This is a genomic window from Cystobacter fuscus (assembly GCF_002305875.1).
GTDB lineage: Bacteria > Myxococcota > Myxococcia > Myxococcales > Myxococcaceae > Cystobacter > Cystobacter fuscus_A.
Genome location: NZ_CP022098.1, coordinates 4,010,132 through 4,033,861, shown reverse-complemented (window position 1 = coordinate 4,033,861; position 23,730 = coordinate 4,010,132). Strand labels below are relative to the sequence as shown.

General features: G+C 67.5%; 19 protein-coding genes. 13 read left to right on the top strand and 6 right to left on the bottom strand.

All coding sequences use genetic code 11. The features are described from left to right. The first annotated feature begins 57 nt into the window (after positions 1 to 57). The 3 genes from CYFUS_RS16635 to CYFUS_RS16625 all read left to right on the top strand — a co-directional run bounded on the left by CYFUS_RS16635 (position 58) and on the right by CYFUS_RS16625 (position 3,257). Positions 58 to 1,035 (top strand): HEAT repeat domain-containing protein, encoded by a 978-nt coding sequence (locus CYFUS_RS16635; protein WP_095986117.1) that lies wholly within the window; start codon positions 58 to 60, stop codon positions 1,033 to 1,035. 631 nt (positions 1,036 to 1,666) lie between these two features. Then, a complete protein-coding gene (locus tag CYFUS_RS16630; RefSeq protein ID WP_332468378.1) occupies positions 1,667 to 2,491 on the top strand; it encodes a DUF6310 domain-containing protein in 825 nt (274 codons plus the stop codon). Between the two features lies 1 nt (position 2,492). Then, the gene (locus CYFUS_RS16625) at positions 2,493 to 3,257 is read left to right on the top strand and encodes a DUF5953 family protein (RefSeq protein ID WP_095986115.1); all 765 of its coding nucleotides are present in this window, start codon (positions 2,493 to 2,495) and stop codon (positions 3,255 to 3,257) included. 28 nt (positions 3,258 to 3,285) lie between these two features. Here the strand turns inward: CYFUS_RS16625 and CYFUS_RS16620 are convergent, their stop codons facing one another. Then, a complete protein-coding gene (locus CYFUS_RS16620; protein ID WP_095992057.1) occupies positions 3,286 to 3,561 on the bottom strand; it encodes a DUF2381 family protein in 276 nt (91 codons plus the stop codon). Positions 3,562 to 3,928: 367 nt separating this feature from the next. Continuing rightward, on the bottom strand, positions 3,929 to 6,730 hold the full coding sequence (locus CYFUS_RS16615; protein ID WP_157758479.1) for a GH92 family glycosyl hydrolase: 2,802 nt from the start codon (positions 6,728 to 6,730) through the stop codon (positions 3,929 to 3,931). Between the two features lie 268 nt (positions 6,731 to 6,998). Here CYFUS_RS16615 and CYFUS_RS16610 point away from each other — a divergent pair, with 268 nt between their 5' ends. The 3 genes from CYFUS_RS16610 to CYFUS_RS16600 all read left to right on the top strand — a co-directional run bounded on the left by CYFUS_RS16610 (position 6,999) and on the right by CYFUS_RS16600 (position 9,629). After that, positions 6,999 to 7,688 carry an alpha/beta hydrolase gene (locus tag CYFUS_RS16610; RefSeq protein WP_157758478.1) on the top strand — a complete coding sequence of 230 codons (690 nt, stop codon included), beginning with the start codon at positions 6,999 to 7,001 and terminating at the stop codon, positions 7,686 to 7,688. A 179-nt stretch (positions 7,689 to 7,867) separates the two neighbouring features. Further along, positions 7,868 to 8,302 (top strand): YciI family protein, encoded by a 435-nt coding sequence (locus CYFUS_RS16605; RefSeq protein ID WP_095986112.1) that lies wholly within the window; start codon positions 7,868 to 7,870, stop codon positions 8,300 to 8,302. Between the two features lie 55 nt (positions 8,303 to 8,357). Then, positions 8,358 to 9,629 (top strand): RNA polymerase sigma factor, encoded by a 1,272-nt coding sequence (locus tag CYFUS_RS16600; protein ID WP_095992056.1) that lies wholly within the window; start codon positions 8,358 to 8,360, stop codon positions 9,627 to 9,629. Between the two features lie 23 nt (positions 9,630 to 9,652). Here the strand turns inward: CYFUS_RS16600 and CYFUS_RS16595 are convergent, their stop codons facing one another. Together CYFUS_RS16595 and CYFUS_RS16590 are read right to left on the bottom strand one after the other, a co-directional pair. Next, a complete protein-coding gene (locus CYFUS_RS16595; RefSeq protein WP_095986111.1) occupies positions 9,653 to 10,399 on the bottom strand; it encodes an Imm52 family immunity protein in 747 nt (248 codons plus the stop codon). A 9-nt stretch (positions 10,400 to 10,408) separates the two neighbouring features. Next, positions 10,409 to 11,947, bottom strand: a complete 1,539-nt coding sequence (locus CYFUS_RS16590) for a Tox-REase-5 domain-containing protein (RefSeq protein WP_095986110.1) — start codon at positions 11,945 to 11,947, stop codon at positions 10,409 to 10,411. Between the two features lie 150 nt (positions 11,948 to 12,097). Here CYFUS_RS16590 and CYFUS_RS16585 point away from each other — a divergent pair, with 150 nt between their 5' ends. The 4 genes from CYFUS_RS16585 to ileS all read left to right on the top strand — a co-directional run bounded on the left by CYFUS_RS16585 (position 12,098) and on the right by ileS (position 18,698). Beyond that, positions 12,098 to 13,348 carry an AAA family ATPase gene (locus CYFUS_RS16585; RefSeq protein ID WP_095986109.1) on the top strand — a complete coding sequence of 417 codons (1,251 nt, stop codon included), beginning with the start codon at positions 12,098 to 12,100 and terminating at the stop codon, positions 13,346 to 13,348. Further along, positions 13,345 to 13,998 (top strand): hypothetical protein, encoded by a 654-nt coding sequence (locus CYFUS_RS16580; RefSeq protein WP_095986108.1) that lies wholly within the window; start codon positions 13,345 to 13,347, stop codon positions 13,996 to 13,998. The genes CYFUS_RS16585 and CYFUS_RS16580 overlap by 4 nt, the downstream gene beginning before the upstream one ends. Before the next feature lie 134 nt (positions 13,999 to 14,132). Beyond that, the gene (locus CYFUS_RS16575) at positions 14,133 to 14,903 is read left to right on the top strand and encodes a hypothetical protein (protein WP_095986107.1); all 771 of its coding nucleotides are present in this window, start codon (positions 14,133 to 14,135) and stop codon (positions 14,901 to 14,903) included. A gap of 66 nt (positions 14,904 to 14,969) precedes the next feature. Continuing rightward, complete coding sequence (gene ileS, locus CYFUS_RS16570; protein ID WP_095986106.1) at positions 14,970 to 18,698, top strand: isoleucine--tRNA ligase; 3,729 nt, start codon at positions 14,970 to 14,972, stop codon at positions 18,696 to 18,698. Positions 18,699 to 18,756: 58 nt separating this feature from the next. Here the strand turns inward: ileS and CYFUS_RS16565 are convergent, their stop codons facing one another. Beyond that, the gene (locus tag CYFUS_RS16565) at positions 18,757 to 19,509 is read right to left on the bottom strand and encodes an SDR family NAD(P)-dependent oxidoreductase (RefSeq protein WP_095986105.1); all 753 of its coding nucleotides are present in this window, start codon (positions 19,507 to 19,509) and stop codon (positions 18,757 to 18,759) included. Positions 19,510 to 19,638: 129 nt separating this feature from the next. Between CYFUS_RS16565 and CYFUS_RS16560 the strand changes: the two genes are divergently transcribed. From CYFUS_RS16560 to CYFUS_RS16550, 3 genes are read left to right on the top strand one after another with little or no spacing between them, the layout of a single operon-like run. Then, positions 19,639 to 20,553: a LysR substrate-binding domain-containing protein gene (locus CYFUS_RS16560; RefSeq protein ID WP_095986104.1), complete on the top strand. Its 915-nt coding sequence runs from the start codon at positions 19,639 to 19,641 to the stop codon at positions 20,551 to 20,553. Further along, positions 20,550 to 21,173, top strand: a complete 624-nt coding sequence (locus CYFUS_RS16555; protein ID WP_095986103.1) for a trimeric intracellular cation channel family protein — start codon at positions 20,550 to 20,552, stop codon at positions 21,171 to 21,173. The genes CYFUS_RS16560 and CYFUS_RS16555 overlap by 4 nt, the downstream gene beginning before the upstream one ends. A gap of 5 nt (positions 21,174 to 21,178) precedes the next feature. Then, positions 21,179 to 22,423: an MFS transporter gene (locus CYFUS_RS16550; protein ID WP_095992055.1), complete on the top strand. Its 1,245-nt coding sequence runs from the start codon at positions 21,179 to 21,181 to the stop codon at positions 22,421 to 22,423. Here CYFUS_RS16550 and CYFUS_RS16545 read toward each other — a convergent pair. Then, complete coding sequence (locus tag CYFUS_RS16545) at positions 22,420 to 23,574, bottom strand: glycerophosphodiester phosphodiesterase (RefSeq protein WP_198316595.1); 1,155 nt, start codon at positions 23,572 to 23,574, stop codon at positions 22,420 to 22,422. The genes CYFUS_RS16550 and CYFUS_RS16545 overlap by 4 nt on opposite strands. Positions 23,575 to 23,730: the final 156 nt, after the last annotated feature.

Sequence of the window (23,730 nt, the reverse complement as noted above, 5' to 3'; positions counted from 1 at the left end):
CCGGCGGTACGTGCCTCCCGGAGTTCAGTATCCATAGCCTGGATTCTGGAGCGACGCATGTCATGGGAAATCGATTTGGAGCAGTGGCGGTCAGAGCTGGTTGATGCCTTCCACTGGGGAGGTCAGGAGAGGGCACGCACCCTGGTGGCGGCATTGCGCGAGGCGCAGCCCAGAAGAGTCCAGAGTGTTCTGGAACAAATGCTCCAGTCTCCTGACGGGAAGGTGCGCCAGGCAGCCGCCTTTGGCCTGGGTGAGCTGGGTGGTCCTGCGAACGCCAGACGCTTGGAGCAGCAACTCCTCCTGGAGGGGTCTCGAGGGGGCTACGACGCCTCGTCTGTCGTGCAGGTCATCACCCAGGCACTTGGTCAGCTCAAGAGCGCCAGCTCGAGGGCAACCCTCGTACGCAGGCTGAATCGATTGGCCGCTGGCGCGCCAGAGGGGTCCGATGTGGATGACCTGACCTATGCACTTTGGCGCAAGCGTCATCCAGAGTTGCTCCCCGCTGTTCGCGGGGCCCTGGAGCGGATCGCTCCACCTGCTTCCGAGGGCCTGCTGGCCCTCCTTCGCTTGCTGGAGAACTCTTCGGAAGAACTGCGAGTGTGGATTGAGGACGAGTCGGTGCCTGTCGAGCAGAAGACCAAGGTCCTGACCGTGCTGGATGAGGAGGTACCAGATGAACTGGTCCCTTTGCTCCCCTCATTCATCTTCCTGGCCCGTTCCATCATTGGAGTGGCATCCACACGCAAGGGGCAGGAAAGACGTTTCTGTGATCGCCTGTTCACCCTGCTGCTCCTACACCGCGAGCGTCTTCTTCCCGCGCTCCCACCCAAGGCCCGCGCCGGATTGCGCGAGGTGGCCCGGAGAATGGTTGCGGCCCCGGAGACTGTACGCATCATCAAAGCCGCGACCATCCTTGAGTACGTGGGACATCGGGAGGACGCCGACCTGCTGGCGGAATACAAGTCCCAAGACGACGTGCTTGGCAGGGTGTACGAGGAGGCTATCGAGGTACTGCGCAAGCTCCCCCATACTTGAAGTCAGGAGCCGGTGTTCCTTCGCCACCGCATCCGGCCGGAGCACCGACGCGGCGGAGGCCCTTCTGGCCCCCAGCAGCGACACTCCACTGCTATCCCCCCAGCCGCCACACGCAAGTGGCTACGTATTCGTCCATGCGTCGCTCTGTAGCCGCGGCCGAGGGATTTGTTTTGGAGGAGGCGGCGGGAATCGAACCCGCGCCGGGCGGTGCGAAACCTCTAGCGGATTCGCGCCCTTACCTCGTAACCGCCCGGAATGCCTGGGAGTCGTCATCCCGCCGCGTCCCACCCTGTCCCGCCCCATTCCAGGCCATTCCGCAGGCTCGTGCGACATATGCGCGACATGACGGGGAGCTGTCTGCGCACTCGTTCGTCGCTGTCGGGGAGCGTTGTCATACTCCGACCGGACCCACCAGAACCCGCCAGGTCCTAGCTCCAAGGGAGGACCGGCCATGCGTCTCCGAGCGTGCATCGCACTTCTGCTCTACGTCTCCGCCTGCGCGACGTCAGCGCCAAGCCCGGAAGAGCCCGTGGACTGGGACCCGAGGTATGCCAACCTCCAGCGAGCGGCGGCGCTGCCCTGGACGGATGGGGGGCGGTGCGCCGTCCGCGAAGCTTCCGAGCCCTGGCCCGTGCTGGCGGAGCGGTGCTATCAGGCCCTCGACCATGACCGGATCGAGTTCCACGACATCACCGGACGATGCGCGGTGGCCTCAGCGGGCGCTGCGGCAATGGGGCTCGGGGTCTGCGTCCTCGCGGCGCCGGAGCTTGTGGTGGGCGCGGTAGTCGTGGCGGGCGTGGTGGTGGTGGGATTCGCCATCAAAGAGGCCCTGGAGGCTTACGAGAAGAGGGGCCGTCCCCAGGTTCGGCCGCCTACGCAGCCGGTGCCGGAGACGCAGCCGGTGCCGGAGACGCAGCCGGTGCCGGAAGCGCGGCCCGTGCCTGAAGTGAAGCCCGTGCCTGTAACGAAGCCCGTGCCTGTAACGAAGCCCGCCCCGCAGAAACCCTCGCCGACAAAAAGACCCAAGCCGGAGCCAAAGGGGCCAGATTTTCCCCCTGGGGAGCCACCCGAAACCTCGGAGCGAGATCGCAACAGGTGCGAGCCCATACCGAAAAATTATCACCGTGGCGGCAATAAATTGCACAACAAGTGCGCCGACAGAATTCCGAATAACATTAACCCAGGTGGGGATGTGTTCGTGAATGGGAAGGACTTCGACGCGCTGCAACTGGCCACGCGCACGCTCTGGGAAGTCAAGACCGACAACTTCGACACGTACCCGCCCGAACTTCGGAGAATTGTGATTGAGGAACAACTGCCGAAGTTGCAGTACGAGCGCGCCCTTGCTCTGGCCTGCGGATTTGACTTCAAGGTCGGCGTGCGCAGCGCCGCGCACAAAGCTGCACTGGAGTTAGCAGATGAGACCCTCGAAATTGTCGTGATGAACTGGTGCTGAAATGCCCGCAACGCAAGAAACTGACATTGGCATTATCGTATACGCGCCTGCGCTCGTGGGCGCCGACAGCCGCCCCTTGGCTGTTGTTCATGGAATGGAACGCGCATTCCCTGGCTTGCACCTGGGGTGGACGATTTCTGACGAGGGCAAGCTGATCCGGCTACCGCAGCGCGAGGCATGGCTCGCCCAAGGAAGGCCGACCGGAAGGGGGTTTCGGCTCATTTGCAATGGCGACGAGAGCTTCCGGGTAACGGTGTCTGGATGGAACAGCCCGGCAGGGATCTCCCCAGGAGGGCAGGCACAGTTTGAAATTCATGCAGCCCTGCCGCTCGACGCAACCGGCATCGCGGCGGCAGTAGAAGTGCTGGAGGCCATAGCGGAGGGTGCTCGCGCATTCTGGGGGCACGCGACGCCATTTAACGCGGGCGTGGAGATTTCGCGGCAGACACGCCATCCAGTGCGCAAGCCGGGAGTACCCCCACGGGGGCTGCCAGCGCTCAAACTCCGGGAGGACATCCGCGCGCCTGTGATTCCGGCTCGCCTCGGGTGGCTGAACTACTGGTCGCCCGCTGCCGCAGAAGCCATAGGGTTTCCGGACCCGGTCCGCGACGCGGAGCTGCTGTCACGCTCACGGCGTACCGCGACGGGTGGGTGGGTCGTGCAGCTCACTGATGCGCCGCTCGACCTGGACAACCCCGCCCACCTGGACGCGCTCAAACGGGCCTACGAGCGCTTCCCGGAGATTGGCGGGCGCGCAGCCCCTTGAGACTCGGCACGGCTCGCGCTGGCCGTGCTCAGGGCCCCTTCGCTTTCCCCTCGGGGAAGGTGACGTTCTCAAGGGTGAAGGTGCGCGGCCCCTGTGCTTCCCATAGCTTGAGGGTGCAGGGGCAGCCGAGCTGCGCGCGCGCCCCCTCGATGCCCACCACGACGGCACCGGCCCCATTCGCGGGGATGGACGCCAGTGGCCAACGGGCAAGCCCCACCTGTTCCCCCGCCGAGTCCACCAACGCCGCCCCCGCCAGCGTCCAGGGCTCGGTGCCGGGGTTATTGAAGAGCAGCCGCACAGCCACGCTTGCCGGGTGGGTCTCGCCCGTGGGCTCCCACGATTGCCCTTTCGGGGCCTGCTCGGGCTTCACTCACGTTGCGGCCTGCAAGCTCGCTCGACCTCCTTTCGAGGCCTTCTGTCTCTGGGCTTCGAGTCCGAGGGTCACCCCTCGTCCCCGCCAGATAGCTACCGAGGGGGTCGACCTCCTCCTCGGGCGGGACTTCCACCCGCTGGTCAAGTGCACCTTCACGGCGCACGCACACTGAGGGCACATGCGGAAACGAGGGCAAAGAAAAAGCCCAGCAACCCCTCGGGATTGCTGAGCTTCTGAGTGTGGACGCGGCGGGAATCGAACCCGCCGCCCGACCCGCGCCGAGCGGGCCCCACCCGACTTACGGCGCGAAGCTCGGCGGACGATCCCCCTCGCCGCTGCCCCACGACTCGTTGGCCGTGGCGCCCATGACGTACTTCAGCGTGGCACCCGGGGCGATGTCGGCGAAGCGGACGAAGGTCTTCGTGCTCGCCTTGCCGTCGATGGCCAGGCCCTGGATGTACTTCGAGGCCGGGCCAGCACCCTCTCCCTCGATGGTCACGACGTGGCCGTTGGCGAGGTGCACCTTGGCGCTGGGGAACAGCGGGCCGTTGATCACGAGCACGTCGGTGCCAGGAATGGCCGGGTACATGCCGAGGTAGCTCCAGACGAGCCAGGCCGAGGTCGAGCCCAGGTCATCGTTGCCGGGCAGGCCGCCCGGGCCGCCATAGAACGTCTCGTCGATGATGCGACGCACGATCGCCTGCGTCTTCCAGGGCTTCTGGGCGAAGTTGTAGATCCAGGGCGTGCCGTGCTCGGGCTCGTTGCCGATGTAGAAGTGGGGCCGTTTGGTGCCCGCGTTGAGCTCGGTGAAGAGGTCGTCGAGGCGCTTGTCGGCCTCGGCGTGGCCGCCCATGTGCGTGAACAGGCCCTCCAGGTCGTGCGGGATCATCCAGACGTACTGCACCGCGTTCCCCTCGATGTAGCCGCAATCCTTCGTCACATCGACAGGCTGGCAGGCCCACGCACCGAGAGGATCGGCCTTGATGGCCGTCTGGATGGAGAGCTTCACGTAGCGGGCCTCGCGCGCGGTGAAGTTGTGCGTGGTGACGTTCGCGGTGTTTCCGGTGACCGTGGCGACGGTCTCGAAGGTCACGTTGTCGGTGCTCACGCTGAGCGTGAAGTCCTGGGTGTTCCAGTCGGTCGACTCACCGCCCGCGCCCGAGTGGGAGATGATGATCTTGTCGATCGACTGCACACTGCCCAGGTCGACCTGCCACCACTTGTCCTGGCTGGTGTTGTCGCACCACTTGTCGCTGTAGCCTCCGTTGGTCGTGCCGTTCACCGCCTTGGACGGGTTCTCGTCATCGCCACAGGAAGCGCTCGCGGTGGCGGTACGGTTGAGCGCCAGGTTGGTGGCCGGCACGGCGGTGCCATGGACCTGCACCTCGTAGATGCGCGCGGCGGCCGCACCCGGCTGCAGCTCGCCCGCGCGCGGCTCGATCAGCTTGCTGGCGGGGTTCCAGCTCTCGGTCCAATAGTGCGAGCGCGTGAGGTACTCGTCACGCACCGCGGTGTTGCCGAGCGCACCGGCGTACCGCGAGATGGCGAAGTCGGCCATGGCGTACTCGAGCGAGATGGCCGCGTTGCCTCCCACGTAGTGGTGCGTGAGCCAGTCGGAGAGACCCAAGCGCTGCGTGTCTTCCGGGTTGCTCGCCGACTTGAGCATGAGCTGCAGCGCCGAGTCGGTGTCGAAGCCGCGCACGCCCATGGCGTAGGCGTTGGCGACGTTCACCGAGCCAGGGTCGCCGACCATGACGTTGACCTCGACGTTCTGGTGCGACCAGAAGGGCAGCAGACCCCCCTTCTCTCCGTCGTCGACCATCGAGCGGATGATGTCCGGCGCCTCCGGCGCGATGGCGCTGATGAGGTGCGTCCACGAGCGGATGATGTCCCAGCCGGAGTAGTTCTGGTACACGGTCCAGCCGTCGGCCATGTGCACCGAGCCGTCGAAGCCCATGTACTGGCCGTTCACGTCGCTGGCGACATTGGGGTTCTGGAAGACGTGGTAGAGCGCGGTGTAGAACTGCTCGAGGTCCGCGTCGCCGCCGCCAGTGATCTCGACGCGGTTGAGCACCTGGTTCCACCGGTCACGCGCGGCCGTGCGCACGGCGTCGAAGTCCCAGCCGGCGTTCTCGGCGGCCAGGTTGGCCTCGGCGTTGGCCATGCTGACGAAGGAGACGCCGATCTTCATCTGCACGACCGGCTCCTGGGTCGTGTCGAAGGTCACGAAGGCGCCCGATCTGGTGCCACTCGCGGTGAGCTTGCCCGGCGACAGCGCATTGCCCAGCCAGGTGCCCGAGGCCGTGAACGGGCGGTCGAACTGCGCCGCGAAGTAGATCTGATAGGTCTTGCTCGAGCCACAGAAGCCGCCCGCGGTGGCACTGCCGCGGATCTTGTCCTTGCCGACGATCTGCACGTTGCCGCTGCGCGTATTGCCGTTGGTCGCGTTGCGGCCCGTGTGGAGGAGCAACTGGGCGACCGTGGAGGCCGGGTAGTGCAGGCGCACCATGCCGGTGCGCGTGGTCGTGGTCAGCTCCACCTTGAGGTCGCCGTCGAGCGTGACCTGGTAGTAGCCGGGCGAGGCCGCCTCGGTCTCCTTCTTGTAGCCGGTGCGGAAGAGTTTCCAGTCAGTCGCGGGCGACGTGGTGAGCGCGCCAACGTGCGGCAGGAACGGCAGATCCTCGTTGTTGGGGCAGCCCGCGCCGTTGAAGTGGGTCAGGCTGAAGTGCTCGATGAGCGAGTCGCTGTAGCGGTAGCCCGAGGGCGAGGCGGTCGGCGTATCGGGACTGAGTTGCAACATGCCAAAGGGCACGGTCGCGCCCGGGAAGGTGCTGCCGCCAGCGCCGCCCGGCACCGGGAAGGGCGAGTTGCTGTCGTCGGTGCCGATGAACGGGTCGACGTGCTTCGCGAGATCCGCTGCGGGAGGCGGCGAACCGGCGTCGGGCTCGCCCACGCCTCCGTCCGTCTCGACGCCGGAATCGGGGGTGTCGCCTCCGGCGTCAGGAGCCGCCAGGCCGTCGTCGCGGCAGCCGGCCGCCGAGAGCGCCAGCAGAAGACATGATCCATAGGTGAGTACAGCGCGCTGCAAGAACTTCGTCATGAATCTCTCCACCGGCGCGAGCCTCATGACGAGATGATCACGATGCGGTCGCGCCTGACTGAATTTCGTGGAATCCATGTTTGGGGCAGGCATTGTCAAGACTTGACGCCAGGTGACGATCCGTCAGCATGAGCGCGACCATCCATGGAAGAATTTTCTTCAGGCCGGAATCGTGAACGCAACCGCTGACACCTCCTGGGCCTGGCCCGGACAGTTCCATTCGCTCGGGCCGTTCGATGTCCCGGGATTCCCCTCCCGTCGAGCGCACGTGTACGTACCGAGCGGAGACGACGTGCCGCTCCACGAGCGGCCCGTGCTCTACCTTTTCGACGGCCAGAACTGCTGGACGGACTGGGGGAGCTACTCGGGCGGCTGGTACGCACACGAGGCCGTCGAGCAACTCGTGGGCAGCCCCACCTTCCGCGCGCCCGTCGTCGTGGGGCTCGAGCACGGTGGAGACCGGCGCATCGACGAGCTGTCCCCGTGGGAGATGACGCCGGGCCGCGGCGGACACGCGGAGCACTTCTTCGACTGGGTGGTGCACCACTTCATGCCGCACGTGCAGCACACCTTCGGACTGACGGGCGGGGCCCTGCACACGGTGGTGGGTGGCTCGTCCATGGGGGGCCTGGCGGCACTCTGGGCCCACTACCGCTACCCGCACGCCATCGGCGGGGCCATTTCCATGTCGCCCGCCTTCTCCGTGGGGGACAAGGCGCTCTTCCCCTTCGTGGACAGCCGTCCCAAGCCGCTCATCAGCCGCGTGTACATCGACTGCGGCGGGCGCGAGGGCGGCGGCCGCATGCTCGCGGTCGCCGAGGAGATGCACCACGTCCTCGAGCGCAAGGGCTACCCGGAAGGTGGGCTCATGTGGCGCCCGGATCAGAACGCCGGACACAACGAAAAGGCATGGAGGCGCCGGCTGCCCAAGGCACTGCGCTTCATGTTCCGGCGCTGAAGGCGCCCCCTCGGGCTACCAGGCAACCAGGTGCTGCCTCCCCTGGGAGCTCCAGTCCTTTCAGAGGGTTGGCGGTTCCGCGAAAAAAATCGTTCGCCGTGTCGATCTCGCGCCCCCACGTTCGACGTGAGAGTAGAGCCCGGGCCAGACCCGGCTTCCACTCCGGAGGAGACACGACGATGCGATTCATGATCCTGATCAAGGCCACCAAGGACTCGGAGACGGGCGTCCTGCCGAGCACGGAGCTGCTCACCGAGATGGGGAAGTACAACGAGGAGCTGGTGAAGGCGGGAATCCTGCTCGCGGGCGAGGGGCTCCACCCGAGCGCGAAGGGAGCACGCGTCAAATTCTCCGGAGGCAAGCGCACCGTGATCGACGGGCCCTTCGCCGAGACGAAGGAGCTGATCGCCGGCTTCTGGTTGTGGCAGGTGAAGTCGAAGGAAGAGGCGATCGAGTGGGTCAAGCGTTGCCCCGATCCCATGCCCGGCACGGAGTCCGAGATCGAGATCCGCCAGGTATTCGAGTCGGAGGACTTCGCTCCCAGCGACCCCACGGGCGAACTCATGGAGAAGGAGCGGCAGCTCCGTGAGCGCACCGAGTCGAAGGGCCGTTAGTCCTGGCGCGGGCCCGGCCTTGCGCTGGCGGATGAAGCTGCTCTAGTCGGTGGCCGTGACGGCTTCCGCTACGCAGCGCGCCATCGACGCGATCTGGAGGATCGAGTCCGCCAGACTCATCGCCGGTCTCGCGCGACTCGTGCGCGACGTGGGTCTCGCCGAGGAGCTCGCGCAGGACGCGCTCGTCGCCGCGCTCGAGCGGTGGCCGGAGTCGGGCATCCCAGACAACCCGGGCGCCTGGCTCATGGCCACCGCGAAGCATCGCGCGGTCGACCTCTTTCGCCGGAACAAGAGGCTCGAGCGCAAGCACGAGGAGCTCGGTCTCGAACTCGAGGCACAGCAAGCGCGCACGGTGCCGGAACTCGACGCCGCGCTCGACGATGACGTCGGCGATGACCTCCTGCGCCTCATGTTCACGGCCTGTCATCCGGTTCTCTCGACCGAGGCCCGTGTCGCGCTCACGCTGCGCTTGCTCGGAGGTCTGACGACCGGGGAGATCGCGCGCGCGTTCCTCGTCCCGGAGCCGACCGTCGCCCAAAGAATCGTCCGAGCCAAGCGGACCCTCTCCGAGGCGCATGTCCCCTTCGAGGTTCCCCGCGGGGCCGAGCTCGAGGCCCGTCTCTCGTCGGTGCTCCAGGTCATCTACCTCGTCTTCAACGAGGGCTACTCGGCCACCGCCGGCGACGACTGGGTGCGACCCGCGCTCTGCGAGGATGCGCTCCGGCTCGGACGGATCCTGGCCGGGCTCGTTCCAAAAGAGCCGGAAGTCCACGGCCTCGTCGCGCTCATGGAACTCCAGGCATCGCGGCTGAGGGCACGGGTCGGCCCGTCGGGAGAGCCCGTCCTGTTGCTCGATCAAAACCGGGGACGGTGGGATCAACTCCTCATCCGCCGGGGTCTCGCGGCACTCGAACGGGCCGAGGCACTCGGCGGCGCACGGGGTCCGTACACCTCGCAGGCCGCGATCGCCGCCTGTCACGCACGAGCCCGTACGCCGGCCGAGACGGACTGGATGCGCATCGCGGCGCTCTACGAGGCGCTCGTCCAGTTGGTGCCATCACCCGTCGTGGAGCTGAACCGTGCGGTCGCCGTCTCGATGGCGTTCGGCCCAGCAGCGGGGCTCGAGATCGTCGATGCGCTGCTCTCGGAGCGCTCGCTCGAGGACTACCACCTCCTGCCGAGCGTGCGCGGAGACCTCCTGGTGAAGCTCGGCCGCCTCGACGAGGCCCGTGCGGAGTTCGAGCGCGCGGCATCGCTCACGCACAACGAACGCGAGCGCAAGTTGCTCCTCGATCGCGCCCGTGCCTCTTCTCGGACGTCGACCTGAAATGAGCGTGGGCGAGTGCCGGACTACTCGCGGACCGGACCGGGTTCCGGACGTTCGATGAGGCCCGCCCGGTCGAGCAGTTCGCGAATGCGGTCGGTGAAGGCCACGTGCTCGGGGTTGCTCGCCGTCATGGGCTCGGGAGAGAGGATGAGCAGCCATCCCAGGGTGCCCACCGGCTCGATGCGCACGGGGGCGGGCAGCGGAGGAACCGTGCCCAGACGGCGTGACAGGTAGGTCAGCCAGCCCACCCTCACCTCCCGCTTGCGCTTCTTGATGAGTTCCAGCATGGCCGATGAGGTGGCCATCGCGAAGTCGGGGTCCCATGTGGTGGCAATGCTGGTGAGCACTCCGCTCAGCACGGAGGCGCTCAGTATCCGCTCCCGAGACGGGCCCTCGTGAGGTGGATAGAACAGGCAGGTGTTTCCCGGCCCAAAGGGCGAGTACTCACCGCAGTGCAGCTCGATGCGGGTCCGTTCGCTGGTCTTCGCATTCCACACATCTGCGCTAAACCCCAGGTCCTCGATGACTCTCCTGGTGGCATCCGTGCGGTTCATGCCACGAAGGAACAACTGCTCCCACTCTTCCACGTCCTGGCGGACGGGGTGGCCCGGCAATTCGCGAGGGGCTCCGCGTCCCCTTCGGTACCATTGGACGAACGTTGGGTCGTACCGTGCCAACATGTGGAAGAAGAGTTCCGCGCGCCGGGCGCACTCCAGCGCCGTCTCCTTGCGCGGTCCCCAGTAGGCTCCGACGTAGAACTTCCCCTGCATGCATGCTCCTCATCGCGTCGGCGGCGTATAGCGAACGGTGATATTGGTCCATTCATTTTCTTCGAAGAAAGCACGAAGGAAATTCGCGAATTCCAACTCGGCCACGTGCCAGACCACCGGCACATTCAACGTCCTGGCAAGCTCTGATTGTCGTCTCGCCTGCTCCCTCAAAGCCCAGAATCCCTTTCCATTTTCAAACCAGGGTTGAATTGCACCGTCTTTCTTGAGAAATTTTTTGTAGCTAGCGCCCTTGGCTTCGAGCAATTCCTTGCCATTGAAGCCGTCGAACTCCACCTCATCCACCATGTACACATACCAGGCGGGCCGCTGTGTTACCTGCTCCTGATAGTCCAAGGCTTGCGTGGACTCGGTCGTGGGCGTCTTGTGTGTCCACTTGCCGGGCCCCTTCGCCGCGGCCGTCTGGGTGGACTTCCCCGCCTTGGCGCCCGCACCGCTGGTACGTCCCGGGCTCCTTGCCGCCATGTGCAGGACGGAGAACGCTCCCAGGTCCATCCCCACCGTGGTGCTCATCGTGCCTCCCACCACGACTCCACCCACCACCATCTCCCCCCTCGCCGTGAGTGACAGCTCCGGCAGTGCGGCCCCCAGTCCACTCACACGTCCCACCGTGGCCTCCGCGCCCCCGAGCATCATGAGCACGTGCGTGGACAGGCGCGCCGCCTCCCGTATCTGGTCCTCCCGGGACATGGCCCCATAACGCGCGAAGTACTCCGGCGAGGAGGCAATGAGCAACGCCACCGTCGTGGGCAATTGGGCCAGGTCCTCCACGGTCCGGATGGGATGGAGGAGGGACGAGGCCAGCGCCACCGCCATCTCCCCCAGGGCGTCCTGCGCTCCATCGAGCGCCGCGTTGAGTGGATCCCTACCCAGGCCCAGTTCGGTCAGGGGCAGACTGTCCGCGCGCCGCAAGGCGGCGTTCACCGGATAGAAGACTCCCCCACTCGAGAAGTAGAAGTCGCCCACCACGAGGCGCCCCACCCTCCACTCGCCCTCCACGAGTTGGAGTGGGCCCATGCGCTGAAGGGGCGTGCCGGTGAGCACGGCCACCAGATAGCCGTCCGGGCGCACCAGCACCAGGGGCCAGAAGCGCTCGACACGCCACTTCAAGTCGGCGTACTCCACGCGCTCGCCGCCCTCGAGCACCTCGCGCAGCAGCCAGCACAGCACCCGGCGCGGGGCGATGCTCTTGTAGGTCACGGGCCGCTTCGCCAACTCGCTCAGCAACTGGCGCGCCTGTCCCAGGTAGAGCGCGGCGCCCGCCGGGTGCCAGTCCTCTTCTTCCAGGCCACTGGCCGCCTGTACCAGTTGGAATGGGTCCACCACCTCCTGCTCGAAGAAGCCGCCGGAGCCGCCTACCGCCGCCTCGTTCGCGGGAGTGGCAACGGGCTGTCGCGGCCCGGCGTCGTGGCGGACCGTGGCGCATCCTTGGATGAGCAAGGCCACGGATGCAGCCAGGAGGACCGCGCGGAAGTGGAGGCTCGGGAGGCAAGACGTCGCCGTGGTGAGCGGCTGCGAATCCAGGTGCATGGTGTCCCTCGTGTCACTCGCGAGTCTACCCGGGTTCCGGACGTTCGATGAGGCCCGCCCGGTCGAGCAACTCGCGATGCTGTTTTCGGCTCTGACCGGACCGAATTGGCATAGCTTCCTCCAGAGCCCTTGCCCGGAGAGGCAAAGTCGATGCTTGAGTCGATGCACCTGAAAAATGTCGGACCCGCGCCCGAGATGGAGCTGAGGCTCGCGCAACGGCTCAACCTCATCACGGGCGACAACGGGCTGGGCAAGAGCTTCCTGCTGGACATCGCCTGGTGGGCCCTGACCAGGACCTGGGCACGCTATCTGGTCCTTCCCTCTCCCTCGCAGGGCAAGCCCAGGATCGCGTACAGCTACACGAAGTCCACGCCTCGTAGCTACTCGTACGAGAGCAGGTATGACCGCAAGGCCGAGCGCTGGTCCGTCAACAATGGTCGGCCCGCGATTCCGGGGCTCGTGCTTTACGCGCAGGTCGACGGTGGCTTCTCCGTGTGGGATCCGGCGCGCAACTACTGGAAGACCGATACGCCGGACCGTCCCAGCTCCTATCTCTTCGCGCCTCACGAAGTGTGGGAGGGGAACGCGCACTGTGAAGGGCTCATTCGCGACTGGGCGTCGTGGCAGCGCGAGAACGGTGAGGCCTTCAACATGCTGACCAAGGTTCTCCAGGTGCTGTCCCCGCCCGGGGGAAAGCCGCTGGTCCCAGGGGAGCTGCGGAAGCTCACCGTGGAAGATCCGAAGCGCTACCCGACACTGCGGATGCCCTACGGCCAGGATGTCGCCGTGACCCACTCGTCGGCGGGCATGCGGCGCATCATCGCCCTGACCTACCTGCTGATCTGGGCCTGGCAGGAACACCTCGCGGCGGCCGAGGTTCGTGGCGACGATCCCGCCCGGGAGATCATCTTCCTCATCGATGAGATCGAAGCGCACCTCCATCCCCAGTGGCAGCGCCGCATCGTACCGGCCGTGCTCAACGTGATGGACGCGCTCACCGGGAGCCACCGCTCCCGCGTCCAGCTCATCACGGCGACGCACTCCCCCCTGGTGCTGGCCTCCGTGGAGCCACTCTTCGACGTCAAGAAGGACGCATGGTTCGACCTGGACCTCGAAGAGGCCCGGGTCGTCCTGCGCAAGCGCGAGTTCGTGCGCCGGGGAGAGGTCTCCAACTGGCTCACCAGCGAGGCCTTCGATTTGAGGAAGGCCCGGTCGCTCGAAGCCGAGTCCGCCATCGAGACCGCGCTGGCGCTGCTCCGTCAGAAGGACCCGAAATGGCAGGACGTGGAGTCCGCGGACCAGAAACTGCGCGCCGCGGGGCTTCCGGACATTGATCCGTTCTGGGTCCGGTGGGGACAGTTCGTCGAGGAGCGCAAGCCAGCGAAGCGAGGCAAGCGGTGATACCGGTCACGCCCGCGAAGGAGCCGCCCCACTTCGACAAGAAGGTTCGCAAGAAGGGGCTGTCCGCCATTGATGAGCTGGTCGGCCGAAAGCCGCGTCTCGAGCGCCGGGGCCCTCGCCGCAAGAAGCTCGCGGCCCGCGAGGCCGACATTCCCGCCGACGCCTTCCCCCCGTTCTGGCGTGACGCCCTCCCGGACATGCTGGAGGCCTATGAGCGCCGCTGTGCCTACCTGGCGCTCTATTTCGAGCATGCAACGGGCAACCCGACCATCGACCACGTCCTTCCGAAGTCACGCGCGTGGGACCAGGTCTATGAGTGGTCGAACTACCGGCTCTGCGCCGCGCTCATCAACGCGAAGAAGAACGACCTGACCTCTCTGGTGGACCCCTTCGAGGTGGCCAAGGGTTGGTTCGCCTTGGAACTCGTGGCATTCCAGGTCATTCGCGGCCCCAAGGCTCCCACGCGCAAGGCGAAGGAGATCGAGGAAACCCTCCTCGTGCTCAACATGCCCGAGTGCCTCAAGGCGCGTGAAGAGTACGTCACCTGCTACGAGCGGGGAGACATCGAGCTCTCCTATCTCGAGCGGCGGGCTCCGTTCGTGGCATCCGAACTCCGGCGCCAAGGTCGCCTGCGCCAAGAGGACCTCTGAGGGACATGCACACGAGAGGCGCCGCGGCTGCCCCCTGTCTTTGATTCGTCGAACCCAACAAGACCCGTCATTCCACTTGACTTGAAAAGTCGAATCCGTTTCCGTGAGGAGTGGCTTCCACGAAGGGAAGGCTCATGGCGAACGAGAAGAGCGACAAAGACGGCGGGCTGGGACCGTTCCAGCTCGGCAGGCGGTGCGAGGAGGTGGAGCCCAACCTGGGACGCCTCTATGAATCGAGGGACACGGGCACGGGGCAGCCGGCCCTGACGCTGATGCCCGGCGAGCACGTGGAGTGGCAACCCTCGGGCTCCTGGGAGGTCCGGATCCTCTGCCGGCCCACGCCGCCATCCGTCACCATTCGACCGGAGCAGGCCCCCGCGGGCGTCCCCCTGACGGAGCTGGCGGACATCCTCGCGCTGACGAGCGCCTCGGTCCAAGCCGTCGAGGACAGTCCCCAGGTCCAGAGCCACCTCTCGGCACCACCGGGACCCCCCGCCCCCGTCTCCCCCTCACCTTCCAGGGGAATGCTCGCCGCCGCGGGTCTCGCCCTGCTCGCACTGGGCATGGGCGCCGGGCTGTTGCTGGCTGGCTGGCCCGGACACCCGCCGTCCCCCTCTCCAGTCGAGCTGTCCGACATCCGCTCCAAGGTGGATGCGCCGCTCTTGACCGGCTCGGCCCCACCGGCCCCCACCTCCCTCGCTTATCCACTGCCCAAGAAGCCCTTCCGGAATCAAGCCATCACCCCCTGCAAACCCGAACTGTGGGAGGAGGAGATCAACAAGGGGTGTTGGATGGCCCTGGACCAGCGTCCCCCCTGCCTGGACGTCCAGGCCGAGTACCAGGGCAAGTGCTACCTGCCCGTCGCCAAGGACCGGGGCCGCCCGCCGCAATCCGCCCAGCCCTAGAGCCACGGACCGTCGGAAAAGATCGCCCGGGAGCCTCCCACCGCCTTCGTGCTACGACGCACCCCCATGCCTCCTCCCTCTGCCCTGTTCACCGCCGTTCCCGCGGAGCTGGACTTCCCCGCGGACGAACGCCGCGTCCTCTCCTTCTGGAAGGAGCGCCGCATCTTCGAGCGGACGCTCCAGGGACGGGACAACGCTCCCGGCTTCGTCTTCTACGAGGGCCCGCCCACCGCCAACGGCCTGCCCCACAACGGCCACGTCCTCACGCGCGTCATCAAGGACCTGTTCCCCCGATACAAGACCATGCGCGGCTACCGCGTCCCCCGCAAGGCGGGCTGGGACACGCACGGCCTGCCCGTCGAGGTGGAGGTCGAGAAGGAGCTGCGTATCCACGGCAAGGCGGAGATCGAGCGCTACGGCGTGGAGCCCTTCACCGAGCGCTGCATCGAGTCCGTCTTCCGCTACACCTCCGAGTGGGAGCGGCTCACCGAGCGCATCGGCTTCTGGGTGGACCTGAAGGACGCCTACGTCACCTACCACCGGGGCTACGTGGAGAGCGTCTGGTGGGCGCTCGCCGAGCTGTACCGCAAGGGCCTGCTCTACCGCGGCCATAAAATCGTCTGGTGGTGGCCCCAGGGCGGCACGGCGCTCAGCTCGGGCGAGGTCGGCATGGGCTACCGCACCGTGGACGATCCCAGCGCCTACGTGGCCTTCCCGCTGCGCGACACGCCCGACACCGCGCTGCTCATCTGGACCACCACGCCCTGGACGCTGCCCTCCAACATGTACGCCGCGGTCAACCCCACCGTGGACTACGTCACCGTGGACGCGGGCGAGCGCAAGCTCATCGTCGCCGCGGCCCTGCGCGAGGAGCTGGCCAAGAAGCTCAAGAAGGACCTGCCCGTGCTCGCCACCCTCAAGGGCAGCGAGCTGGTGGGCCGGCGCTACCTGCCGCCCTACGACGTCTACGTCCAGCGCGTGGGCGACACCCAACTGCCGCTCGCCCAGGGTGGCACCGAGGCGCCCGCCTGGCGCGTCATCGGCGCGGACTTCGTCACCCTCACCAGCGGCACGGGCATCGTGCACGTCGCGCCGGCCTTCGGCGAGGACGACTACGAGGCCTTCCGCCGCGAGCGCACCCGCTTCACCCAGCCCCTGGAGATGTTCTGCGCCATCCGTCCGGACGGCACCTTCGGCGAGGACTTCCCCTCGCTCACCGGGCGCTTCGTCAAGGACGCGGACAAGGAGATCCAGCGCGAGCTCAAGGAGCGCGGCCGGCTCGTGCTCATGGAGCAGTACCGCCACGAGTACCCCTTCTGCTGGCGCGCGGATGACGACCCGCTCATCCAGTTCGCCCGGCCCGCCTGGTACATCCGCACCACGTCCGTGAAGGACAAGGCCATCGCCAACAACCGCCAGGTCAACTGGGTCCCCGACCACATCAAGGAGGGCCGCTTCGGCGACTTCCTCGCCAACAACGTGGACTGGGCCCTCTCGCGCGAGCGCTACTGGGGCACACCCCTGCCCCTCTGGGTCCACTCGGAGACGGGCGAAGTGGAGGCCCACGCGTCGCTCGAGTCCCTGCGCGGCAAGCCCGGCAGCACGCTTGGCGCCGTGGAGGCCGAGCTCAAGGCCTTCCTCGCGAGCAAGCCCGAGTCCGCCGGCGCCGAGCACCTCATCGTCCACAAGCCGTGGATCGACAAGGTCACCTACGAGAAGCCCGGCACCCCCGGTCGCTTCGTGCGCGTGCCCGAGGTGGTGGACGTGTGGTTCGACTCCGGGTGCATGCCCTTCGCCCAGTGGGGCTACCCCCACGCGCCCGGCTCGCACGAGAAGTTCACCCGCGCCTTCCCCGCGGACTTCATCTCCGAGGCGATCGATCAGACGCGCGGCTGGTTCTACTCGCTGCTGATGATCAGCACGCTCGTCTTCGACGAGGAGACGCAGGCACGCCAGGGGATTGCGCCCGCGCGCGACTACCCCCTGCCCTACAAGAACTGCATCGTGCTCGGCCACGTCTCCGACAAGGAGGGCAAGAAGGAGTCCAAGTCCAAGGGCAACTACACCCCGCCGGAGATCATCCTCGATGAAGTGCGCATGGACTTCGCCGTGCTCGACGACGCGCGCGCGGGCGTGCCCGGCGTGCCCGGCGAGGCGCTCATCGCCCGCGAGGACCTCGAGGGGTTGGATCTCCAGGAGGGCGCCAAGCTCCAGGTGTTCCGTCCGGACGCGCCCGACAAGGCGCTGACGCTCACCGTCAAGGTGCACAAGAAGCTCAAGCGCCGCGTGGTGCTGCTCGCCGCGAAGGACCTCGCGGCCCTGGGCGTGAAGCCCCCGGCGCGCGGCGCGGAGGTGATGCCGGTGGAGGTGCCCCGGCTGCCGCCCGACGAGCGCGTGGTGCTCAAGGACCCCGCCAGCCGGGCCCCCGGCGCGGACGCCTTCCGCTGGTTCTTCTTCGCCGCCAGCCCCACCTGGTCCAACACGCGCCACTCGCTGAGCAACGTGCGCATGTTGCAGAAGGACTTCCAGGTCAAGCTGCGCAACGTCTACTCGTTCTTCACCATCTACGCGAACATCGACGGCTTCTCTCCGGCCAAGGGCAACCCGGACGCCACCGAGGTGCCCTGGCGCGCCATCCAGAAGAGCACCGGCTGGCGCCCCCCCGCCCAGCGTCCGGTGCTGGACAGGTGGATCCTCTCCGAGGTGCAGCTCGCCCTGCGCGACGTCACCCGGGGCCTGGACACCTACCAGGTGTACGACGCCGCCCAGCGCATGGTGGCGCTCGTGGACGCCCTGTCCAACTGGTACCTGCGCCGCAGCCGGGACCGCTTCTGGGCGCCGGGCCTGGAGCAGGACAAGCAGGACGCGTACTTCACCCTGTACGAGGTGCTCACCACGCTCGCGGCGATGAGCGCCCCCTTCACGCCCTTCTTCTCCGAGGAGATGTGGGGCAACCTCGTGCGCCAGCCCTGGCCCACCACCCAGCCGGAGAGCGTCCACCTGGGCCACTACCCGGAAGCGGACGCGAGCCTCATCGACGAGGCGCTCTCCACGGAGATGGGCGCGGTGCGCGAGCTCGTGTCGCTCGGCCTCAAGGTGCGCACGGACAACCGTCTCAAGGTGCGCCAGCCGCTCTCGCGCGTGGACGTGGTGCTCGCGCGCCGCGAGCTGCGCGAGCGCGTGGCCCACTACGAGCACCTGCTCACCGACGAGCTGAACGTGCACACGGTGCGCTTCCTCGAGGCGGGCCAGGAGGCGGACGTGGTGCGCTACAAGGTCCGGCCCAACCTGCGCACCATGGGCAGCCGCCTGGGCCCCAAGCTCGCCCCGGTGCGCAAGGCCTTCGACGCCGCCGACAGCCGCCTGCTCCAGGCGGAGCTCGCCCGCGAGGGCAAGGTGGCCCTGACGGTGGGCGGCGAGGCCATGGTGTTCCCCGCCGAGGAGCTCGAAGTCCTCGTGGAGGCCAACGCGGGCTATGCCGCCGCGGGCTCGGGCGTGGGCGTGGTGGTGCTCCACACGGAGCTCACGGAGGCGCTCGTGGACGAGGGCCTGGTGCGCGAGCTGCTCGCCCGCGTGCAGGCGGCGCGCAAGGACATGGCGCTCGGGTACACGGATCGCATCCGCCTGTGGGTGGACGGAGACGCGCGCGTGCGCAAGGTGACCCAGGAGGCGCGTGAGCTCATCTCCCGGGAGACGCTCACCTCGGAGCTGAACGTGGGCCCCGAGGGCTTCACCACCGAGGAGGAAGTGAGCCTCAACGGGCTGCCCGCGCGTGTGCGCGTCGAGCGGGTCTGAGACTCGGCCTGCTCCCCGGGGTCGAGGGCACGGGCCCTTGCCCCGGGGCGGGTGTGCTTCAGATCTGCGCCGCGCCGCCGTCGACGAAGAGCTCGGCTCCGTTGACGAAGCTGCTGTCCTCCGAGCCGAGGAACACCGCCGTCCTGGCGACCTCGTCCGGGTCGCCCAGCCGGCCCAGGGGAATGGTGGTGGCCATCTGCTCGAAGAGCGCCCGCGCCGCCTCCTCATTCGGGGCGAGCCCATGCAGACCGGGCGTCTTGATGGGGCCCGGGCTGATGACGTTGACGCGGATGCGGCGGTCCTTCAAATCGAGGATCCAATTGCGGGCGAAGCTGCGCACGGCGGCCTTGGTCGCGGAGTAGACGCTGAACGCCGGAGTGCCCTGGATGCCCGCCGTCGAGCCCGTGAGGATGATGGAGGCGCCGTCGCGCAGCAGCGGCAGGGCCTTCTGCACCGTGAACAGCATGCCCTTGACGTTGGTGGCGAAGGTGTCGTCGAAGTGCTTCTCGGTGATGGAGCCCAGGGGGGCGAACTCACCGCCTCCCGCGTTGGCGACGAGGATGTCGAGGGGGGCCTTGTTCTGCTTCACCACCTCGTAGAGGCGGTCGAGATCGGCCAGGTTCGAGGCATCCGCCCGAACCCCCGTGGCGCTGGGGCCGATCAACTTCACCGCGGCATCCAGCTCCGCCTGGCGGCGGCCCGTGATGAAGACGGTGGCGCCCTCGGCGGCGAACCGCTTCGCCGTGGCCAGCCCGATTCCCGACGTCCCACCCGTCACGACCGCCACCTTGCCCTGAAGTTTGTTGCTCATGGTCTTTCTCCCTGTGATGCGGCGGCGGAGTTCGTCGTCGCGATGGGATAGATCTAGATTTGGAACGATGAATCCGATAGCTGGGCTTTTCGGGAACCTGCGTTCCTCTTTTGGAACGATGAGGGCGTGATGCAGGACTTGAATGACCTGTTCTTCTTCACCGAGGTGGTCGCCAACGGGGGCTTCGCGTCGGCCGGACGGGTGCTGCGGCAACCCAAGTCGAAGCTCAGCCGCCGGGTGGCGCAGCTCGAGGAGCGGCTGGGTGTCCGGCTGATCGAACGGACCTCGCGCCGCTTCCGCGTCACCGACGTCGGGCAGGCCTTCTACGAGCACTGCCAGAACGTGTTGATGGAAGTGAAGCGGGCCGAGGCGGCGGTGGCCGCGACCCAGGGCGAGCCCCATGGGACGGTCCGGTTCAGCTGTCCCCTGGGGATGATGGAGCCCGTGTCGGGCGTCCTGGCACGCTTCATGGACCGCTATCCCCGGGTGAAGCTGGTGGTGGTGGCCACCAACCGGCGGGTCGATCTCATCTCCGAGCGCATCGACGTCGCGCTCCGGGTGCGCATCTCGCTCGACACCGACGCGGCGCTCACCGTGCGCAAGCTCGCCCGGAGCCGCCGCATCCTCGTGGCGAGCCCCACGTGGGCCGAGCGCCTCGGCGACACTCGGGACGTGGAGATGCTCTCCTCGGTGCCAACCCTGAGCCCGACGGAGCAACCGGGCCAGGACGTCTGGGAGCTCATCGGCCCCGAGCAGCGGACGATCACCCTGCGTCATGAGCCTCGGCTGGCCTGCGGGGATTTCCAGGCCCTGCGGGAGGCGGTGATCGCCGGGCTGGGCGTGTCCCTGCTGCCCGACCATACCTGTGCGCTCGCCCTGCGCTCCGGCCAGTTCGTCCAGGTGTTTCCAGACTGGCACGCTCCGGACGGAACGGTGCACCTCGTCTTCACCAGCCGCCGGGGTCTGCCGCCGCCCGTGAGCGCGTTGATCGATTATCTCGCCGAGCACCTTCGCGACGCGTTGATGCTGGAAGCGGACACATGAACCTCCCCCTCGCCCAACTCGGCCCCGCGCTCGTCTGGCTCAACATCATCGGTATCGCGGTGTTCGCCGCCTCGGGCGCACTCGCCGCCGCCCGGCGCCAACAGAACCTCGTCACGTTCGCCTTCTTCGCCGCCATCACCAGCACGGGCGGCGGCACCGTGAGGGATCTGCTCCTCGACGCCCCCGTCTTCTGGATGCATGACTCGGGCGCGATCGCGGTCAGTCTGGGCATGGCGGTCCTGGTCTGGGTCACGCCCTCTTGGCTGTGGAGGGGCAAGGCGCTCGACTGGTTCGACGCGATCGGCCTCGCCGCCTATGCCGTCTATGGCGCCGCCAAGGCACGCAGCCTGGGCATCCCCGCCCTGCCCGCCGTGGTGATGGGCGTCGTCACCGCCTGCATGGGGGGCATCATCCGCGACGTGCTGGCGGGTGAGCCGTCCATCCTCCTGCGTCCGGAGATCTACGTCACCGCCGCCGCGCTCGCCGCCGCGCTGTACGTCGGGCTCGGCTCCCTGGGCGTCCCCATGCCCCTGGCCGCCGGCATCGCGGCCACCGCCGGCTTCGTCCTGCGGGCGCTCGCCATCACCCGAGGGCTCGCCCTCCCCCTTTATCGAGGTTGAACACCGTGCGCGTCCTTCCACGTGGGTGGCCTTCCGGCGGGCTCTGGAGCCACCCGGATTTCCTGCGGCTCTGGGGCGCGCAGATCGTCAGCGCGTTCGGCAGCCGCATCACCCGCACCGCCCTGCCCATTCTCGCCCTGCTCACGCTCCAGGCGACGCCCACCGAGATCGCCCTCCTCTCGGCGCTCGGGGTCGCGCCCGGTCTGCTCGTGGGCCTGTTCATGGGCGGGCACGTCGATCGAAACGCCAAACGGCCGCTCCTCATCGGCGCGGATGTCGTCAGGGCCCTGTTGCTCCTCACCCTGCCCCTGGCCGCGAGGTTCGGGACCCTGTCGATGCCCCAGCTCTACCTCGTGGCGGCAGCGGTCGGAGCCGCCACGACGCTGTTCCAGATCGCCGACAACAGCTACCTGCCCACGCTCGTGGACAAGGCGCTGCTGGTGGAGGCCAATGCCCGCCTGGAGGCCTCGGAGTCCGTCGCGGAGGCGGCCGGGCCCGGACTGGCGGGCGTGCTGGTGCAGTGGCTGACGGCGCCGGTGGCGATCGGGGTGGACGCGCTGTCGTATGTCTGGTCGGCCCTGTGGCTCGGCCGGATCCGCACCCCCGAGCCACCCGCGGCGGCCACCGGGGCCCACGTGAGCGTCCTCGGCGACATCGTGACGGGCTTTCGCGCCTGCCTCGCCCATCCGCTGATCCGTCCGGTGTTGATCGCGGAGGCCGTCATGTACTTCTTCGGCGGCTTCTTCCTCGCGCTCTACATGGTCTTCACGCTGGAGACGCTGGGCCTGACGCCCGCCACCGTGGGCGTCATCATCGGCGTGGGAGGGGTGGGCTCCTTCGTGGGGGCGTTGATCGCGCGGCCCATGGTGCGCCGGGGCCTCGGCCCCGCGATGGGCATCTCACTGCTCGTGGGACAAGGCGCGAACCTGCTGATTCCCCTCGCGAGGGAGGCGGGAGCGTGGAGCATCCCCCTGCTCGTCCTGCAGCAGTTGCTCGGGGATGCCCTGCTCGGCGCGTACGTGATTCACGCGCTCAGCCTCCGGCAGTGGGTCATGGACTCCGAGGTGCTGGGCCGCGCCAACGCGACCTTCCACGTGGTGACCGGGCTGCTGCTGTCCCTGGGGGCGTTGCTGGCGGGCCCCCTGGTGGGCGTGCTCGGGATGGTGCCCACCCTGTGGATCGGCGCGGGGGGAGGCCTGCTCGCCGTCCCCCTGCTGCTGGGCGGGTCCCCGCTCACCTGGCGGAATTAGCGCTTGTACGAATCCACCGCCTTGCGACCCACGGCGGGGTCATCGGTGAAGAAGCCATCGATGCCGGCATCGAGGTACGCCTGGATCTCCTTGATGGCGCCAGCCTCGTTGTGCGTGGAGTCCGTCCCCTCGGCCTTGAGCGGAGCGGGCAGGAAGCTGTTCTCCGGGCGGAAGGTGTAGGGGTGCACGGTCAGGTTGGCCGCGTGGGCGTTGCGCACGAGGCTGCTGGGCTTCAGGAAGGCCCCCGTCGTGGTGTCCACGTCGATGATGCTGCGCTTGTAGGGCCCGACCCCGTTCGCGTAGGTGGCGATCTCCTTCATGCCCGCCTCGGTCATCAAGTCGGCGTAGGTGCGCGCGTCCTTGGCGACGACGAAGTCATAGGGCTGCAAGGACCCCTCCTCCATCAACTGCACGAGCTTCCAGTTGGGCTGCGAGGTGCCGAGCTTCGCGCGGATGGCCTTGAGGTTGGCCACCTCGAAGGACTGGATGTAGACGGTGGCGGTGCTACGGGTGAAGTCATCCGCGCGTAGCGCCTCGATGAGCTTGTCCTCCAGCGGCAGGTTCACGGACTGGAAGTAGGTGGGGTGCTTGGTCTCCGGGTAGATGTGGATGGTGCGGCCGGAACTCTGCGACAGCTCCTTGGCGAGCGCGATCACCTCGGTGAGCGTGGGGATCTCGAACTGATCGTTGTACTGGGTGTTGCCCGGGCGCACGGCGGGAATCCGCTCACGCGCGCGCAGCTCCTTGAGTTCCGCCAGGGTGAAGTCCTCGGTGAACCACCCGGTGAGCGGCTTGCCGTCGATCATCTTCGTGGTCTTGCGCGAGGCGAACTTCGCCACGTCCGCCACGTTGGTGGTGCCGGAGATCTCGTTCTCGTGACGGGCCACGAGCACGCCGTCCTGGGTCGACACGAGATCCGGCTCGATGATGTCCGCGCCGTCCTCGACGGCCTTGCGGTAGCTGGCGAGCGTGTGCTCCGGGCGCAGGGCGCTGGCACCGCGGTGGCCCACCACGAGGAGCTTGTCGGCGAGCGCGGGCGTGCGGTCGTCACAACCCGTCAGCGCGAGCGCGCCGGCCAGGGCGAGCGGCATCATGGCGAACAGACGGCGAGAGAAACGCGAGGAAGAGCGAGAGGCGGAATGCGGGTGCACGGAAGTCTCCCAGTCAGGGGACGCGTCACGTCCCGAGAGATCCGGGCACATAGCATTGGCGGGTGACAACCCGTGGGTGACAGCCCGGTGAAAACGGGCGGCGTCATCTCCCGGCCGCGCATGTCCCCACGGAGGCGTCGACGCACGGCCGTCCAG